Consider the following 15,473-nt stretch of genomic DNA (forward strand, 5'->3'; position numbering starts at 1 on the left):
CCAGAGTCAGGGCGGAACCGGAGGCTACTTGCTGAAGTACGGGACGATCAGGTAGATCCCGAAGAGCACGGCAGCGCCGCACGCCGCGAAGCACAGGTAGGCCAGGGAGCGCAGCACCACGGGCGCCCGGTTTCCGGCGTCGGCGGCCACGGCGGTCAGGCGCACGCCGAGGGAATACAGGACCACCAGGACGACTGCGGAAACCAAGGTGGCTCCGGCTACCTGGAGCAGTTCCAACCACTTCATCGCTTGGCGTCCTTGCTCTTGTTTTCGGCCGCCTTCTTGCGGGCGGACTTCTTCTTCTGGAACCTGACGGCCGTTCCGGCCTCTTCGACCTCCACGGCATTGTGGTGGCCCACGTGCGACTTCCTGGAGTAGAGGAACATGAAGATCACGACGGCGGTGCCCACGACGGCGGCGATCACCACGCCCACGGTGCCGGTACCCACCAACAGAGCGGTCAAGGCACCCACGACGGCGGCGGCCGGCAGGGTCAGCAGCCAGCCGATGGCGATGCGGCCCACCATGCCCCAGCGGACGGTGGTGCCCCGGCGTCCGAGGCCGGAGCCGATGACCGAGCCGGAAGCTACCTGCGTGGTGGAGAGGGCGAAGCCCAGGTGGGAGGAGGCCAGGATGGCGGACGCGGTACTGGACTCGGCGGAGAAGCCCTGTGCGGGCTTGACCTCGGTGAGGCCGGACCCCATAGTGCGGATGATCCGCCAGCCGCCTGCGTAGGTGCCGATGGCGATGGCGAAGGCACAGGCCGCGATCACCCAGAACTGCGGGCCGCTGCCGGTCGCCTGGGTGCCGCCGGCGATGAGCACCAGGGTGATGATGCCCATGGTCTTCTGCGCGTCGTTGGTGCCGTGGGCCAGGGCGACGAGGCTGGAGGTGAAGATCTGTCCGGTGCGGAAACCGCCGCGTTTCTGGGTGAGCTTGTCGCCGGTCTCCGGGTCGTGCCGGGAAGTCAAAGCGTAGGCCAGGCGGGTACAGACGTAGGCCACCGCGCCGGCGATCACCGGTGCGAAGACGGCCGGCAGGATCACCTTCTGCAGCACGGTTTCAAAGTTCACCGAATGGAAGCCGATACCGACGAGCGCAGCACCAATGAGTCCGCCGAACAGCGCATGCGAGGAGCTGGAGGGCAGGCCCTTGAGCCAGGTGAACATGTTCCAGAGGATGGCGCCCATGAGGCCCGCGAAGATAATCTCCGGAGTGATGTGGATGCCGTCCGTGCCTTCCCGGATGAGGCCGCCCGAAATGGTCTTCGCGACCTCGGTGGACAGGAAGGCGCCCACGAGGTTCAGCACGGCGGCCAGGGCCACAGCGGTCTTGGGCTTGATGGCGCCGGTGGCGATGGGCGTGGCCATCGCATTGGCGGTGTCGTGGAAGCCGTTGGTGAAGTCAAAAAATAAGGCCAGCGCTATGACAAGCGCGACCATGAAGGTGATTTCCACCTGGTTGCCCAATCTGCAGAGTCGACGTTCAGCAGTTCCACTTCCCCGCGCCTGCCACACCACATGTTCAGCAGACATTCACCTGCTTGCCCTTGCGGAGGCCATCCGTGGCCAGCATGAAACCTTAAGAATCCTACGTTGCATCGGGGGCAGTGCAAAACAGTCCGGGGGCCGATCCGGCATCAAAGGAAAGCCTCGACGGCGTCCAGGTGGTCCGGCGTCAGGCCCTTGCGCGGATCGGGCGAAATATGGAGCATCCGTCCGCCCCAGGCCTCGGCCCAGGCCAATGCCCGCGGCTCATGGTCCAACTGGTCGTCCATCCATACCAGCCGATCCGCGGGATGGCGGGCCACATCCCTCCGAATGGCATCCAGCTTCCACCAGTCCGGCGACAGCTCGTGCCCGGCGCTGCTCAGCACCGGCCAGTCCCGCCCGTCAAGCTTGATCGCCGGGCACAGAAACTCCGGGGCAAGCCGTTCCCATGTGGTCAACCACACAAACCGGGCCCCGGGCCGCCGGGACAGGGCATTCAGCTTGGCCACCAATTCGGGCGCGAAGGCAACTTCCAGGACACCGGCGTCGGCCAGCGCCCATTCACTCCCCCATCCGGTCCGGCCCTGCACGGCGAAGGGACTCACGACGCCATCGACGTCCAGATACAACGACACCCGGGACATAACCGCTCCTGCAGCCGGGGGCCGCGCCCGCCGCACCCGCCGGCCGTTCCACACTAACTCCGCTATTCAACCGGGAACAGGCCTGGGGACACTTTCCGGGATCCCGGACAACCGGAGAATATTTCATTCTTCTAACGACCGTCACATAAGTGTTATCCTTCTGGGGCAGGCGGCCGGTCCGCGGCCGGCTGGACCCGCCCAGAACCCCCGTGAGGATCATCCCGTGAATAAGGAAACAAAGCTGAGCACCACCTTGGACGCAGGACCCGTCGGCGCAGCTGCCCGGGATTTCGCCGCAGTCTCCGCCACGCTGGACGCCGCCGACCCGCTGGCCGGGCACCGGGAGCTGTTCCACGACCCCGGCACCGCCCAGCTGTCCGCCTACCTCGACGGCAATTCGCTGGGCCGGCCGCTGAAGGCCACGGCGGCGAACCTGCCCCGCTTCGTGGAGGAAGCCTGGGGCAGCCGGCTCATCCGGGGCTGGGACGAGCAGTGGATGGACGAGCCCCTGGCCGTCGGCGACCGCCTGGGCGAGGTTGCTCTGGGTGCCGCGCCCGGCCAGGCCTTCATCGGGGACTCCACCTCCGTGCTGCTGTACAAATTGATCCGCGCGGCCGTCGACGCCCGTCCGGGGCGGGACGAGATCATCGTGGACCGGGACAACTTCCCCACCGACCGCTTCATCATCGAGGGAATCGCGGCCGAGCGGAACGCCACGATCCGCTGGGTGGAGTCCCGCCCGGCCGGCGGCGTCCGCCCGGCGGACCTGGCGGAACTGCTCACCGAGCGGACCGCCGTCGTCGTCCTCAGCCACGTCGCCTACCGTTCCGGCTACCTGGCCGACGCTCCCGCCATCACCGCCCAGGTGCACCACGCCGGTGCCCTGATGCTGTGGGACCTGTGCCACTCGGTCGGATCGGTGCCGCTGGAACTGGACGCCTGGGGCGTGGACCTCGCCGTCGGGTGCACCTACAAATACCTCAACGGCGGGCCGGGCTCCCCCGCCTTCGCGTATGTGAACGCAGCACTCCAAGGCCAGCTCCAGCAGCCCATCTGGGGCTGGATGGGGGCGCACGACCCCTTCGGCATGACCGACAGCTACCGGCCTGCGGACAGCCTCCGCCGCTTCATCACCGGCACCCCGCCTATCCTCGCGATGCAGCCGCTGAAGGACATGGTGGAACTCATCGCGTCGGTGGGTATGGACGCCGTCCGGGAGAAATCCATCAAGCTGACCGAACACGCACTGAACCTGGCCGACGCATGGCTGGTACCGCTCGGCGCCGAGGTGGTGAGTCCGCGCGACGCCGCCGAGCGCGGTTCGCACATCACCGTGGACCACCCCCGCTTCGCCGAGGCCACGCAGTTGCTGTGGGAACGCGGTGTCATCCCGGATTTCCGGCCGCCGCACGGCCTGAGGATCGGCCTCTCTCCGCTCAGCACAGGCTTCGCCGAACTCGAACACGGCATGCGTGCCATCCGGGATGTGCTGCTGGAGCTTTCATGAGCACCTTCCTCGACGATGTGGACTCCCGCCCGGGGAGCACCACCTCGCTGCTGCGGACGGTGATCGGGCTTTACCTGCGCGACGCAGGCGGCTGGCTGCCGGCGTCGGCGTTCCTTCGGCTCATGGAGGCGCTCGACGTGCCCGCCGCCGTGACGCGGACCGCGCTCAGCCGGCTGAAGAAGAAGGCGGTACTGGACGCCCTGCCGCGCGACGGCGTCGCGGGCTATGCACTGACCCCCGGCGCCGGGACCATGCTGTTCCGCGGGGACAGCCGGATTTTCGCGCCGCAGGCCATGGCCGACGGCGATCCCTGGTGCCTGGTGTCCTTCTCGATCCCCGAGGCGGAACGGGAGAAGAGGCACCAGCTCCGGCGCCGGCTGCACTGGACCGGCTGCGGGACAGTCGCGGCAGGCCTGTGGATTGCCCCGGCCTTCCGCCGGGCCGAGATCGAGGAGGTGCTGGAAGGCCTGGGGCTGCGGGAGCAGGCCACCCTGTTCATCACGGACACCCCGATGCCCGGCGGATACCCGGACGGCGGCGGACTTCGGGACGCCGCCGCGCGGTGGTGGGACCTGGATTCGGTCGCGGCCCTGCACCACGATTTCATCCGGGAATGGGATCCCTTCAGGGAAGCTTCTGCCGGAGACGTTTCGCCGCCGTCTGCCGGGGCCTTTGCCGCGTACGTCCGGTGCATCGACAGTTGGCGGGTCATTCCGTACCTGGATCCCGGACTGCCACCGGAATTCCTACCAAGGGACTGGCCGGGGAAGGAGGGGTTTGCCGTGTTTGAGCACATCAGGGGCATCCATTCCGGTCCGAGCGCGGAGTTCGTGAGGACAGTCGCCGCGCAGGGCGCCGGGAGTACTCTGGAAGCATGACCCCGCCGATGTCGCGCGGTCAGGTCGCGGGTGGTCCGGGAGGTTGCCATGGCCCGTAAATGGTTGCGCTGGTTGCCGGCCGCAGTGGTACCTGCAGTCGTGGCGGCTGCGGCTTTGACCGGTTCCTACCAGGCCGGGGCGGCAGTCAATCTCCCGGAGAAGTCGTCCGCGGAGATCATTGCCATGATCGGCCATTCGGAGGTCCGCGCCCTGTCCGGAACACTCCGCCAGACCTCCGAGCTGGGGATCCCGCAACTCCCCGCGGCAGGACCCATACCCTCCGTCCGGCAGGGTGCCGGCCAAGGCCTTGCCGCCGTAATCGAACTAACGGGCACCGCGCATACCGCCCGGATCTACCTGGATGGACCGTCCAAAGCCCGGCTCCAAATCATGGACACCCTCGCCGAGCGTGACGTGGTCCGCAACGGCAGGGACCTCTGGCTCTACAACTCGGCCGACAACAGCGCGGCCCATGCAACCTTGCCGGACGCCACGGCAACCCGCAGGCCTCCCGGCCACGGCCCGGCGGACCGGAGCCCGGCGGACCGGGGCCCGGCGAACAACGGGCCAAAGACACCGGCGACACCGGGCATTGCGACGCCTGAGGCCATCGCCCAGCGATTCCTCGCCGCCGCAGACCCCAGCACCGAAGTAACCGTCGGGGACGCAACCATCGTGGCCGGCCGTACGGCCTACCAATTGGTCCTGAGGCCCCGCAGTACGGTGACGCTTGTCGATTCGGTGACTCTCGCCGTCGACGCCGCCTCCGGCCTCCCGCTAGGAATTCAGCTGCGGTCGCGCGGACAGGCCGCCCCCGCGTTTTCTCTCGCGTTCAGCGACATCAGCCTCTCGGCCCCCGAATCGTCCGTGTTCACTTTCACGCCGCCGCACGGAGCCTCCGTTAAGGAGATGACCGTTCCGTCCGCGGCGCCAATGCCGGGCACCAAGCACGCCGTTCCCGGGACCCACCCCGCTGCCGACCGACCGACCGTGACCGGCAAGGGCTGGGACGCGGTGGTGGGCTTCCCCGCAGGGGTGCTTCCTGCGGACGTCCGCTCCGATCCCGCCTTCGCCCAGCTCGCCCAGGCGGTGCCCGGCGGAAGGGCCATCACGACCAGCCTGGTGACCGTCCTGATGCTCGACGACGGACGGGTGTTCGCGGGAATGGTGCCGCTTGAGCGGCTGCAGGCTGCGGCCTCGCCGCAATGAACGACGCTTCCGGGCCGGCGGGGCTGGCAATTGAGAGCGAGGGTTTGAGCAAGCGCTTCGGCCACCGCTCCGCCGTCGACTCCGTCAACCTCGCCGTTCCACGGGGTTCCGTTTACGGCTTCCTTGGCCCCAACGGCTCCGGAAAGACCACCACCATCCGTTTGCTGCTCGGCCTCGCCGCTCCTACGAGCGGCGGGATCCGGGTCCTGGGCAGGCCCATCCCGGCCGGCCTGTCCGCCGTCCTGCCGGAGGTCGGCGCCCTGGTGGAGGGGCCGGCCTTCTACCCTTTCCTCTCGGGAGCGGCGAACCTGCGCAGGCTGGACGCCGCGGACCGGCACGCCCCGCGCAGCACACGGGCCGCACGTATCGACGAGGCCCTGGAATTGGTGGGGCTGTCCCACGCCGCCGGCAAGAAAGTGCGCGCGTATTCGCTGGGGATGAAACAGCGCCTCGGAATCGCCAATGCCTTGCTGCGGCCCCGCGAACTGCTGGTCCTGGACGAGCCCACCAACGGCCTGGATCCCCAAGGCACACGGGAGGTCCGCAGCCTGGTGCGGTCGCTGGCGGCCGGCGGCACCACGGTGTTCGTCTCCAGCCACCTGCTCGCGGAAGTCGAACAAATGTGCACCCATGTGGGCGTCATGAGCGTAGGCAAGCTCGTGGCCCAGGGCACGCTCCGCGAACTGCGCGCAGCAGGGACGGCCAGGATCATGCTCCGTACCCCGGATGTTGCCGCAGCGGCCCGTGTCCTTTCGGGCCTTGGCCTGCACCCCGAGCCGGCGGGTGTCCTGCCGGGCGCGGACCATGGCGGGCTGCTCAGCACCAGTCCCCCGGGCCACACGGTGGCACCCGAAGACATCGTGGCCGCCCTCGTGGCGGCCGGAGTGCGGGTCCAAGGCTTCAGCGTGGAAGACGCCAGCCTCGAAGAGCGCTTCGTTTCCCTGACCGGAGAGGGGTTCGACGTTGCAGGATGAAGCCCCGGCGACGGGCGCCCGCCCTGGTTCGTGGGCGCTCATGGCCTCCGAGCTCACCGTACTTTTCCGGCGGCTCCGTACTTGGGCCATGCTGCTCGCCCTGGCGGCGATTCCCATCCTCATTGCCACGGCGGTCCGGCTCAGCTCGCATCCTGTGCCGCCGGGCCGTGGCCCGGCCTTCCTGGACCGGGTCTCGCAGAACGGGCTCTTCGTGGGTATGACCGCACTCCTGGTGTCCGTGCCGCTGTTCCTGCCGATCACGGTAGGAGTCGTTGCCGGCGACACCATCGCCGGAGAAGCGAACCTCGGCACCCTCAGGTACCTGCTGGTGGCACCTGCCGGCCGCGTCCGGCTCCTGCTCATCAAGTACTCCGCCGCGGCGGTTTTCTGCCTGGCCGCGACGGTGACCGTCGCCGCCGTCGGCGTGCTGGCCGGCGTCGCGCTCTTCCCGGTGGGACCGGTGACACTCCTTTCCGGGGACACCATCGGCGTCGGTGAGTCCCTGCTGCGGTCCCTGCTGATCGCCGCATACATTTCCGTGTCACTCCTTGGGCTCGCTGCGATCGGGCTGGCAATCTCGACGTTCACGGACATCCCGGTCGGTGCCATGGCGGCAACAGTCGTGCTTTCAGTCATGTCCCAGGTGGCGGACAACCTCCCGCAACTGGAATGGCTGCACCCTTGGCTGTTCAGCCAGTACTGGCTGGGCTTCGCCGATCTGCTCCGCCAACCCATCTCCTGGACGACGTTCGGTGACAATGCGCTGCTTCAGGCGGGCTACATCCTGGCTGCCGGCGCAATCGCGTACGGCCGGTTCACCAGCAAGGATGTCCTGTCCTGACAGGCCGCCTGACGTAAGCTCGGGGAATGGCCAGATTCTTCGACGTCCACCCCCAGGACCCCCAGCCGCGTTTGGTTTCCCAGATCGCAGAGATCGTGCGTTCGGGCGGTTTGATCGCCTACCCCACGGACTCCTGCTACGCCCTCGGCGCCCAGCTGGGCAACAAGGAAGCCCTGGACCGTATCCGCAGCATCCGCCAGCTCGACGACAAACACCACTTCACGCTGGTCTGCAAGGACTTCGCGCAACTGGGCCAGTTCGTGATGATCGACAACGACGTCTTCCGCAGCATCAAAGCCGTCACCCCCGGAAGCTACACGTTCATCCTCCCGGCCACCAAGGAAGTGCCCCGCCGGCTGCTGCACCCGAAGAAGAAGACCGTGGGCGTGCGCATCCCCCGGCACAACTTCGTCCACGCCCTCCTCGCCGACCTGGGCGAGCCCCTGCTCTCGAGCACCCTGCTGCTGCCCGGCGAGGACGAACCGCTGACGCAGGGCTGGGAGATCAAGGAACGCCTGGACCACGTGGTGGACGCCGTCGTCGAGGCCGGAGAGGTCGGCGCCGAGCCGACCACGGTGGTCGATTTCTCCGGCGGCGGCGCCGACGTGGTGCGCCGCGGCACCGGCGACCCCTCGAGGTTCGAATGAGCACCCCCGAAGAGGCCGTCACCATTGATGTTGACGGCACGGCCGTTTCCGGCCTGTACGCCCGGCCGGAAAACCCCTTCGCCACGGTGCTCGTCGCCCACGGCGCCGGTGCGGGCATGGAACACCCGTTCATGGGCGGCTTCGTGCGGGCCCTGAACGACGACGGCGCCGCCACCTTGCGCTTCAACTTCCCCTACCGGGAAGCCGGCAGGAAGTTCCCGGACCGCCCGCCCCTGGCCATCGCCACCTGGCGGGCCGCCCTGGCCGAAGCGCAGGCACGCTCGGCCGGTGAACCGCTGTGGGCCGCCGGGAAGTCCTTCGGGGGGCGCATGGCGTCAATGGCCGTGGCCGAGGGCATGCCCGCGGCGGGCCTCATCTATCTCGGCTACCCGCTGCACCCGCCGGGCAAGCCCGACAAGCTCCGCGACGAGCACCTGTACGGGGTCACCGTGCCCATGCTGTTCCTGCAGGGCACCAAGGACCCCTTCATGACACCGGACGTGCTGGAAGGCGTGGTCTCCAGGATCGGCCCGAACGCCGCCCTGGAGTGGCGGGAAGGCGGCGGACACACCTTCGAGGTGGCCGGGATGAAGCGCAGCCCCGCCGAGCTGGGTGCCTCGCTGGCGCCCTCGGTCAGCGCATTCATCCGTTCGAACAGCTAGACCGCTTCCTGGCTGCTAGGTCCGCGGCTTCGCCCGGGCCGTGGCCGGGGCCGTCCACGGGTCCTCAGGCCAGGGATGCTTCGGGTAGCGCCCGCGCATCTCGGCCCTGACCTGGGCATAGGGACCGGCCCAGAAGGATTCGAGGTCATCGGTCACCGCCAGGGGCCGTCGTGCGGGAGATAGCAGGTGGAAGAGCACCGGGACCCGGCCGCCGGCAATCCGCGGCGTCCCTGCCCAGCCGAAGCATTCCTGAAGTTTCACCGCCACCACCGGCCGGCCGCCGTCGGCCTCCGCGTCCGGGTAATCGATCGCGATTCGAGAGCCGCTCGGCACCTCCAGCCGTTCCGGCGCGAGGTCGGCGAAGCGGGCGGCCTCGGGCCAGGGCAGGAGCCGGCGCAGCGGTTCCGTGAGGTCGATCCCGGCCGCCGGGGCGCCATCGGCCAATGCCCCCAATTCCGGGGCCAGCCAGTCTTCCAGCCGGGCCAAAAGAGCCCGTTCGGAAACATCCGGCCACGGCGCACCGAGCTCACGGTGCAGCAGCGCCATCCTGCGCCGCAAAGCATCCGCAGCAGGTGACCAGCCGATGGACGCCAGGCCGTTGTTCGCCAGATCCGCAGCTACGGCGGCGCGTCCTTCCGCCCGGCCGGGCCGGACGGGCGTGGAGGACAGCACGATTGCGCCAAGCCGGCGCTCCCGGCGGGCGGACACTTTGCCCTTGACGAAGCGCGCATCAACCATGTCCGCCAACAGGTGGGCGGCGGCGGCTTCTGCAGCATCGGCGGGAAGGGGCGCGGCGGAGCGGATCACCGCGCCGGTGCCGGCCGCGTCCCGCCCTGCCGCGCGGGAAACCTCCGCAACAGCGAGCCAGTCATGCCCGGACAGCGGGCTGCCGGCGGGCAGGCCGGCGCGGGTTCCGGAGGCGAGGAGGTACTGCGGTGGTCCGTCGCCCGGGACGCGCCGGGCCACCCGGTCCGGAAACGCGAGGGCGACGACCAACGCCACCGCTTCCTTGCCGTCCGGCGCCGCTTCCAGCGCACCCCGCAAGGATGAAGCGGCGACGGCGGCCGCCTCCTCCCGCACGATGGCCTCAAGCCGCCGGGCGTCGTCGGCCCAGCGCTTCGACGCCGGGTCCTTGCCTTGCCGCAGCACCGCCAGGAGCGCGGACAGATCGGCGCCCGGGGCACGCTGATCCCCGGAGACCAGTGCCACGGTTTCGGAGGCCAGGCGTGCTCCGACGACGGCGGCCCCGTCCAGCAGGGCCCGCGCGAGCCGGGGTTCGGCGGGCACGGCGGCCAGGACCCGGCCCAGCGGCGTGGCGTGCCCGGCGGCGTCCACGGCGCCGATTTCCCGCAGCACCTCCATGGCCTCGTCCATCGCGGCGCGCGGCGGGGCGTCCGGGAGGGCGAGGCCCGCTCCCCCGGGCGCACCCCAGCACGCCAGTGTCAGGGCCGCCCCGCTCAGCTCCGCGACGGCGATTTCCGGGGTCCGGTGGGCTGGTGCCGCCGCGAAGGCCTTCTGTTCATAGCAGCGAACCACCGTTCCCGGACCCTGGCGCGCGGCGCGGCCTGCGCGCTGTTCCGCGGAGGCCCGGGAGCAGGAGACCGTGACCAGGCCGGACATGCCGCGGCCGGAGTCCCGGCGCGGCTCGCGGGACAGGCCGGCGTCGACCACGAGGCGCACACCGGGGACGGTCAGGGAGGATTCGGCGAGCGCCGTGGACACGATGATCCGGGCGGGTCCGCCCGGCTCGCGGCCGGAGACAGCCCTGTCCTGCGCCGCCGGGCCGATCTGTCCGTGGAGTTCGAGGATTTCCGTGCCCGAGGCGCGTTGCCGGAGGCGGTTCGCCACGTGTGCCACCTCGCGGGTTCCGGGAAGGAACACGAGGGCGTCCGTTCCCGGCTCCGTGGCCAACGAGACGGAGTGCGCGGCCATGGCGGTGTCGGCCACATGGTCCAGGAAGGCCGGCGTAACGCCGCGTCCGTCGAGGCGGGGACCGGGCGCGGGCGCCCACACGGTTTCCAGGGGGTACAACGCGGAGGGACAGTCGACCACGGGAAGCGGCCCGCCGCCGTCGGGTCCTGCAAGCAGGGCTGCAAAGCGCGGGGCGTCTACCGTGGCGGACATCGCCACCAGGCGAAGATCGCCGCGGAGTTCGCGCACTTCGGCGAGCATGCCGAGCAGCAGATCGCTCTCCAGGCCCCGCTCGTGGACTTCATCCAGGACCACCGCGCCGATGCCCTCCAGCCCGGGATCGGCCAACAGACGGCGCAGCAGGATTCCGGGGGTGACGAATTCGACGGCGGTCCGCGGACCCGCCTGCCGTTCACCGCGGACGGTGTAGCCCACGGCCTCCCCCAGCCTGCTTCCGTGGAGCGCGCTCAGCCGCCTGGCAGCCGCACGTGCCGCGACGCGGCGGGGCTGGGTAACGACCACCCTGGGCGCTTTACTCCCGGCGGCGCACAGGCCGGCCACCAGCGGCGGAACCAGGGTGGTCTTGCCTGTTCCCGGCGGCGCCTGGACCACGGCGGCGGATCCGGGGTCCCGGAGCACCTCGGCAAGCTCCGGCAGGGAATGGCCAAACACGAGGCCTGCGCTGATGCTTCGGAGGTCGAAAACGGGGCACGCGGCGGCCTGGGTGCGGGGGAACGGAGAAGTCACCCATCCATTGTGAATGGACCGGCCCGGACCCGGGCAAACTTGATAAGCATGCTTAGCAATGACATGATGTGAATTGTGACACAGCTTTTGCCGCATGAACGGAACAAGCGGATCACGAACGGAACGAGGAAAGCGGCACAGGCGTCACTGACCATCCTTGGAACGGAGCCGGGGGCGCTCTGCGAGGATCGCAGCGCAGCAATGCGCAACTGCTGAATATTGCGCGTGGAGGCACTAGCAATTCGGTTTCCACGCCACGAAAGGAAACGTCAACCATGAATACCCTTCTCATCGTTGCAGGCGTCATCGCTATTGTTCTTCTGCTCGTCGGCGGCTTCACACCGGCACTGAACTTCCTGCTGTGGGTCGGAATCATCCTCCTGGCCATCGCAGCCATCGGCTGGCTCCTCAGCTACACCAACGGACACCGCTCGCACGGAGTATGACGCACCACGTCCGGGGAATCACCCGGACAATACGCCCCGAGGGGCAATCGCATGAAGGAGCCGACACAGGAAAGGAACGAACATGTACATAGGTTCATCGATCTTCCTCATCGCGCTTGGCGCCATTCTCGCCTTCGCGCTCACCCCGGGGCTCATCCCCTTCCTCGACCAGCAAATGACCGGCTACATCCTGATGGCCGTCGGCGTCATCGGACTGATCGCTTCGCTGGTCTGGGCGGCTCCACGCCGCCGGTACCGGTCTACTGAGAGCCGGCAGACCGTGGACCCGGGAACGGGGGAAGCGGTCACCCGCCGGGAGACCCGTGACACCGGCGTCTGATACCGGCCCCTGAATCGGGCAAGGCAATACCGCGGCTCCCGCCAAACAACTGGCGGGGGCCGCGCCATGAACAGGAGCGCACTGTGAACAAGAGCGCAAACAAGACGGCACGGGCGGCTGCCAAGTCCGCGGAGGCGGCAAGCAACTCCAAAGGGCTTGAAACCGCTGCCCGGGCAGGCTTCGGCGCGAGCGGCGTTCTACACGTCCTCGTCGGGGCCATCGCCCTGCAATTGGCGCGGGGGCTGAACGGAGAGGCCGACCTCGGCGGCGCGGTCGCACAGTTGGCAGCACGGCCCGGCGGCCCCTTCCTGCTGTGGGCGTGCTTCGGGGCCTGCGCCGCCCTGGCCTTGTGGCAGGCCGGAAACGCGGTGTTCGGCACCTCCGGCAATCACGGAAGGCGCCTCACCGCCCGTTTCGGCGCCGCCGGGCAGGCGGTGGCCTTCGCGCTCCTGGCCGCCACCGTACTGTCCTTCGCCCTCGGCGCCGGGAAAAACAGCAGGGAATCCACCAGTGACCTCACCGTCACACTCATGCGGGCACCCTTCGGCCCCGTGATCCTGCTGCTCGCGGGTGCGGGAATCATCGGGGCGGGCATCTTCTTCGCCGTGCGCGGTGCGCGCGCCTCCTTCCGCAAAGACCTGTTCCTTCCCGGCGCACCGGCACCTCGGCGGACCCTGCTGACGGCGGGAGTCCTCGGCTACCTCTCCAAGGGCTTCGCCCTGCTCCTGGTGGGACTGCTGGTCATCCTCGCCACGCTGAGGCAGCAACCCGAGCAATCCACCGGCCTCGACGGCAGCCTCAAGGGGCTGCGGGAGCAGCCTTTCGGGCCGTATCTCCTGGCGGTGCTGGCGCTGGGCCTGGTCTGTTATGGCTGCTTCCTCATACTGAAGGCCAAGTATGCCCGGATGTAGCTGCAGCCATGTCGCGGCTTAGGCGCAGCGACCCCTCGCTCCCGGGCATCCGACGGCGGCGGGCCGGCCGCGGATTCAGCTACAGGGACGCAGGGGGCTCACCGGTGTCCGACGCCGACCTTGAGCGGATCCGGGCCCTTGTCATACCGCCGGCCTGGCGCCAAGTGTGGATCTGCCCTTTCGCCAACGGCCACATCCAAGCCACGGGTCTCGACGACGCCGGCCGCCTCCAGTACCTCTACCATCCTTTGTGGCGGGAAAAGCGTGACGTGGAAAAGTTCACGCGTGCCGCCCTCCTGGGGCAGGCCATGCCGCGGCTCCGCAGGACCGCTGCCCGGCACCTGCGCGAATCACGCTCCCCCAGGACCAGGGCACTCGCTGCCGCCGTTCGGCTCATCGACCTGGGAGCCCTGCGGGTTGGCGATGAGAACTACCGGAAACAAAACGGCTCCTACGGCCTGACCACGCTTCGCTGCCGCCACGTCACCGTCCAAGGCGAGTCACTGCACCTGAACTTCCCCGGCAAAAGCGGCCAGCTCTGGGAATGCACGCTCCAGGACCGGCCCCTCGCCGCGTTCCTGGCCCCCTTGGCCTGCCGGGCGGCCGATGCGCCCCTCCTTGCTTTCGAGGAAGATGACAGGTGGATTGCCGTGGATCCCGGCATGCTCAACGACTACATCCGCCGCGCCGCAGGAGAAGATTTCACGGCGAAGGATCTGCGGACGTGGAAGGGAACCCTGACGGCCGCCCAGACCCTGGCACGCACCCCGGCCGACGTTCCGGAGCGCAAGGCTTTGGCGAAAGCCTTCGAGGAAACTGCCGCATTGCTGGGCAATACAGTGGCCGTGGCCCGGGACGCCTACGTTGACCCCCGGGTGGTGGACGCCTACCTGGACGGGAGCCTGCGCCGGGTCAGGGTGGCCGAAGCGGCCATAGCTCGGTTCCTCGCCGGCGATGCCGGATGATGATGCCGATCTCGCCGGGACGGCCCGCGGGCGGTAGGCTTCCCGGACCGGAGACAGAAAGGAGGCGCAAGATGATCGCAGTGTTGATCATCGACATGCAGAACGCCTATTTCGAAGACCCGGCGCTGGCCCCGCACCGCGAGCGGACCGTTGCCGCCTGCAACGCCTTGATCACCGCATCCACTGCCCATGGGCTCCCTGTGCTGCTGGTCAAGACGGAGCACGAACGGGACCGCTCCACCTGGACCCTCAACATGCTCGACGACCAGCAGGGGTTCATCTACCGGGGCAGTGACCAGGCGGATTTCGTCCCCGGCCTGCACACGTCCGGACTGCCCCAACTCACCAAGACGCGGGACAGCGGCTTCATGGGTACGGACCTCCTGTGGCGCCTGCATAACTGGCAGGTCCAGACCTTGGTGCTGGCTGGCGTGTCGGCCCATAACTGCATCGCCCAAACCGCCGCGGATGCGTTCGCGCACAACTTCAGGGTGGTGCACGCGGTAGACGCCATCGCCGGGAACGAACCCGCGTTACAGGCATTCACGCAAGAACTCCTGGCACGCGAATACCGGCAGAAAATGCTTGCGCACGAGGAAGTCATGGCGTTTCTCGCCAGCGATCCCGTCCACCCGTCCAATGCTCGGATGGATGGCATTGTGCTTCCAGATTCCCCTTGAACCGGTCCCGGGATGGTTCTAGCGTGGAAATGAGGCCACTGGCCCTCGGACAAGCCTAGGGTCTGACCGGGATCACGGGAGGGATCTGTCATGGCCACCGTTCACGAATCAGTCCGCGTCAACGTTCCGCTGGCACAGGCCTACAACCAATGGACGCAGTTCGAAGAGTTTCCCCGCTTCATGAGCGGCATCGAATCGGTCCGCCAGGTCGACGAGGCCTTGGTCCATTTCACCACCGGAATCGCCGGAGTACGCCGCGAATTCGACGCCAGGATCACCACACAGGTGCCGGACGAACGGATCGCCTGGGAAAGCGTGGATGCGCCGCGCAGCAAGGGAGAAGTCACGTTCCGGGCCTCAAGCGCAACCGAAACGGAAATCACGGTTGACCTGGACTGGCAACCGGAGACGCCTGCCGAACGGTTGGGTGCCGGCACACGGTTGGACGACCGCCTGGTGAAAAGGGACCTCCAGAAGTTCAAGGAGTTCATCGAGCACAGGGAAACAGAGACCGGAGGCTGGCGCGGCAGCATTACCGAAGGCCATGTCGACTGACAGGTAGAACGTGCGCCCGCACTGCAACACGGAGCCCTGCCTCCATGAGGCAGGGCTCCGTGTTGC

General features: G+C 68.5%; 17 protein-coding genes. 13 read left to right on the forward strand and 4 right to left on the reverse strand.

Annotated features, from left to right (window positions below):
• Nucleotides 1–24: 24 nt before the first annotated feature.
• The 3 genes from BLP88_RS12640 to BLP88_RS12650 form a co-directional block, all read right to left on the reverse strand.
• Complete coding sequence (locus tag BLP88_RS12640) at nucleotides 25–246, reverse strand: hypothetical protein (RefSeq protein WP_074589675.1); 222 nt, start codon at nucleotides 244–246, stop codon at nucleotides 25–27.
• A complete protein-coding gene (locus BLP88_RS12645) occupies nucleotides 243–1,457 on the reverse strand; it encodes an inorganic phosphate transporter (protein ID WP_074589784.1) in 1,215 nt (404 codons plus the stop codon). Before BLP88_RS12645 ends, BLP88_RS12640 begins: the two co-directional genes overlap by 4 nt.
• Nucleotides 1,458–1,639: 182 nt before the next feature.
• On the reverse strand, nucleotides 1,640–2,134 hold the full coding sequence (locus BLP88_RS12650; protein ID WP_074589676.1) for an HAD domain-containing protein: 495 nt from the start codon (nucleotides 2,132–2,134) through the stop codon (nucleotides 1,640–1,642).
• Nucleotides 2,135–2,387: 253 nt separating this feature from the next.
• Here BLP88_RS12650 and BLP88_RS12655 point away from each other — a divergent pair, with 253 nt between their 5' ends.
• Genes BLP88_RS12655 through BLP88_RS12685 form a run of 7 tightly spaced genes read left to right on the forward strand, consistent with a single transcriptional unit; the run spans nucleotide 2,388 to nucleotide 8,852 of the window.
• On the forward strand, nucleotides 2,388–3,641 hold the full coding sequence (locus BLP88_RS12655) for a kynureninase (RefSeq protein ID WP_074589785.1): 1,254 nt from the start codon (nucleotides 2,388–2,390) through the stop codon (nucleotides 3,639–3,641).
• Nucleotides 3,638–4,519 carry a PaaX family transcriptional regulator gene (locus BLP88_RS12660; protein WP_074589678.1) on the forward strand — a complete coding sequence of 294 codons (882 nt, stop codon included), beginning with the start codon at nucleotides 3,638–3,640 and terminating at the stop codon, nucleotides 4,517–4,519. Before BLP88_RS12655 ends, BLP88_RS12660 begins: the two co-directional genes overlap by 4 nt.
• A 48-nt stretch (nucleotides 4,520–4,567) precedes the next feature.
• Nucleotides 4,568–5,728: a LolA family protein gene (locus tag BLP88_RS12665; RefSeq protein ID WP_175453548.1), complete on the forward strand. Its 1,161-nt coding sequence runs from the start codon at nucleotides 4,568–4,570 to the stop codon at nucleotides 5,726–5,728.
• Nucleotides 5,725–6,702 carry an ABC transporter ATP-binding protein gene (locus BLP88_RS12670; protein ID WP_074589680.1) on the forward strand — a complete coding sequence of 326 codons (978 nt, stop codon included), beginning with the start codon at nucleotides 5,725–5,727 and terminating at the stop codon, nucleotides 6,700–6,702. The genes BLP88_RS12665 and BLP88_RS12670 overlap by 4 nt, the downstream gene beginning before the upstream one ends.
• 40 nt (nucleotides 6,703–6,742) lie before the next feature.
• The gene (locus BLP88_RS12675; protein ID WP_074589681.1) at nucleotides 6,743–7,543 is read left to right on the forward strand and encodes an ABC transporter permease; all 801 of its coding nucleotides are present in this window, start codon (nucleotides 6,743–6,745) and stop codon (nucleotides 7,541–7,543) included.
• 26 nt (nucleotides 7,544–7,569) lie between these two features.
• Nucleotides 7,570–8,190, forward strand: coding sequence for an L-threonylcarbamoyladenylate synthase (locus BLP88_RS12680; protein ID WP_074589683.1), 621 nt, complete (start codon nucleotides 7,570–7,572; stop codon nucleotides 8,188–8,190).
• On the forward strand, nucleotides 8,187–8,852 hold the full coding sequence (locus BLP88_RS12685; protein WP_074589685.1) for an alpha/beta hydrolase family protein: 666 nt from the start codon (nucleotides 8,187–8,189) through the stop codon (nucleotides 8,850–8,852). Before BLP88_RS12680 ends, BLP88_RS12685 begins: the two co-directional genes overlap by 4 nt.
• A 15-nt stretch (nucleotides 8,853–8,867) precedes the next feature.
• Here BLP88_RS12685 and hrpB read toward each other — a convergent pair whose 3' ends face one another.
• The gene (gene hrpB / locus BLP88_RS12690; RefSeq protein ID WP_074589687.1) at nucleotides 8,868–11,510 is read right to left on the reverse strand and encodes an ATP-dependent helicase HrpB; all 2,643 of its coding nucleotides are present in this window, start codon (nucleotides 11,508–11,510) and stop codon (nucleotides 8,868–8,870) included.
• A 275-nt stretch (nucleotides 11,511–11,785) separates the two neighbouring features.
• Between hrpB and BLP88_RS18980 the strand changes: the two genes are divergently transcribed.
• The 6 genes from BLP88_RS18980 to BLP88_RS12715 all read left to right on the forward strand — a co-directional run bounded on the left by BLP88_RS18980 (nucleotide 11,786) and on the right by BLP88_RS12715 (nucleotide 15,407).
• A complete protein-coding gene (locus BLP88_RS18980) occupies nucleotides 11,786–11,956 on the forward strand; it encodes a hypothetical protein (RefSeq protein WP_175453549.1) in 171 nt (56 codons plus the stop codon).
• Between the two features lie 82 nt (nucleotides 11,957–12,038).
• On the forward strand, nucleotides 12,039–12,296 hold the full coding sequence (locus BLP88_RS12695) for a DUF6458 family protein (protein WP_074589689.1): 258 nt from the start codon (nucleotides 12,039–12,041) through the stop codon (nucleotides 12,294–12,296).
• Between the two features lie 83 nt (nucleotides 12,297–12,379).
• Nucleotides 12,380–13,207: a DUF1206 domain-containing protein gene (locus tag BLP88_RS12700; protein ID WP_074589691.1), complete on the forward strand. Its 828-nt coding sequence runs from the start codon at nucleotides 12,380–12,382 to the stop codon at nucleotides 13,205–13,207.
• An 8-nt stretch (nucleotides 13,208–13,215) separates the two neighbouring features.
• Nucleotides 13,216–14,172 carry a DNA topoisomerase IB gene (locus BLP88_RS12705; RefSeq protein WP_074589693.1) on the forward strand — a complete coding sequence of 319 codons (957 nt, stop codon included), beginning with the start codon at nucleotides 13,216–13,218 and terminating at the stop codon, nucleotides 14,170–14,172.
• 71 nt (nucleotides 14,173–14,243) lie between these two features.
• A complete protein-coding gene (locus BLP88_RS12710) occupies nucleotides 14,244–14,852 on the forward strand; it encodes a cysteine hydrolase family protein (protein ID WP_074589695.1) in 609 nt (202 codons plus the stop codon).
• A gap of 90 nt (nucleotides 14,853–14,942) precedes the next feature.
• Nucleotides 14,943–15,407 (forward strand): SRPBCC family protein, encoded by a 465-nt coding sequence (locus BLP88_RS12715; protein ID WP_074589697.1) that lies wholly within the window; start codon nucleotides 14,943–14,945, stop codon nucleotides 15,405–15,407.
• Nucleotides 15,408–15,473 lie beyond the last annotated feature (66 nt).

The organism is Arthrobacter cupressi (genome assembly GCF_900099975.1).
Classification (GTDB): Bacteria; Actinomycetota; Actinomycetes; order Actinomycetales; family Micrococcaceae; genus Arthrobacter; species Arthrobacter cupressi.

Excerpts from the sequence above, each read along its gene's own strand:
- BLP88_RS12660 (WP_074589678.1), top strand. The coding sequence starts at position 3,638 with ATGAGCACCTTCCTCGACGATGTGGACTCCCGCCCGGGGAGCACCACC.
- BLP88_RS12680 (WP_074589683.1), top strand. The coding sequence starts at position 7,570 with ATGGCCAGATTCTTCGACGTCCACCCCCAGGACCCCCAGCCGCGTTTG.
- BLP88_RS18980 (WP_175453549.1), top strand. The coding sequence starts at position 11,786 with ATGAATACCCTTCTCATCGTTGCAGGCGTCATCGCTATTGTTCTTCTG.
- BLP88_RS12715 (WP_074589697.1), top strand. The coding sequence starts at position 14,943 with ATGGCCACCGTTCACGAATCAGTCCGCGTCAACGTTCCGCTGGCACAG.
- BLP88_RS12685 (WP_074589685.1), top strand. The coding sequence starts at position 8,187 with ATGAGCACCCCCGAAGAGGCCGTCACCATTGATGTTGACGGCACGGCC.
- BLP88_RS12670 (WP_074589680.1), top strand. The coding sequence starts at position 5,725 with ATGAACGACGCTTCCGGGCCGGCGGGGCTGGCAATTGAGAGCGAGGGT.
- BLP88_RS12665 (WP_175453548.1), top strand. The coding sequence starts at position 4,568 with ATGGCCCGTAAATGGTTGCGCTGGTTGCCGGCCGCAGTGGTACCTGCA.
- BLP88_RS12710 (WP_074589695.1), top strand. The coding sequence starts at position 14,244 with ATGATCGCAGTGTTGATCATCGACATGCAGAACGCCTATTTCGAAGAC.
- BLP88_RS12705 (WP_074589693.1), top strand. The coding sequence starts at position 13,216 with ATGTCGCGGCTTAGGCGCAGCGACCCCTCGCTCCCGGGCATCCGACGG.
- BLP88_RS12695 (WP_074589689.1), top strand. The coding sequence starts at position 12,039 with ATGTACATAGGTTCATCGATCTTCCTCATCGCGCTTGGCGCCATTCTC.
- BLP88_RS12640 (WP_074589675.1), bottom strand. The coding sequence starts at position 246 with ATGAAGTGGTTGGAACTGCTCCAGGTAGCCGGAGCCACCTTGGTTTCC.
- BLP88_RS12650 (WP_074589676.1), bottom strand. The coding sequence starts at position 2,134 with ATGTCCCGGGTGTCGTTGTATCTGGACGTCGATGGCGTCGTGAGTCCC.
- BLP88_RS12675 (WP_074589681.1), top strand. The coding sequence starts at position 6,743 with ATGGCCTCCGAGCTCACCGTACTTTTCCGGCGGCTCCGTACTTGGGCC.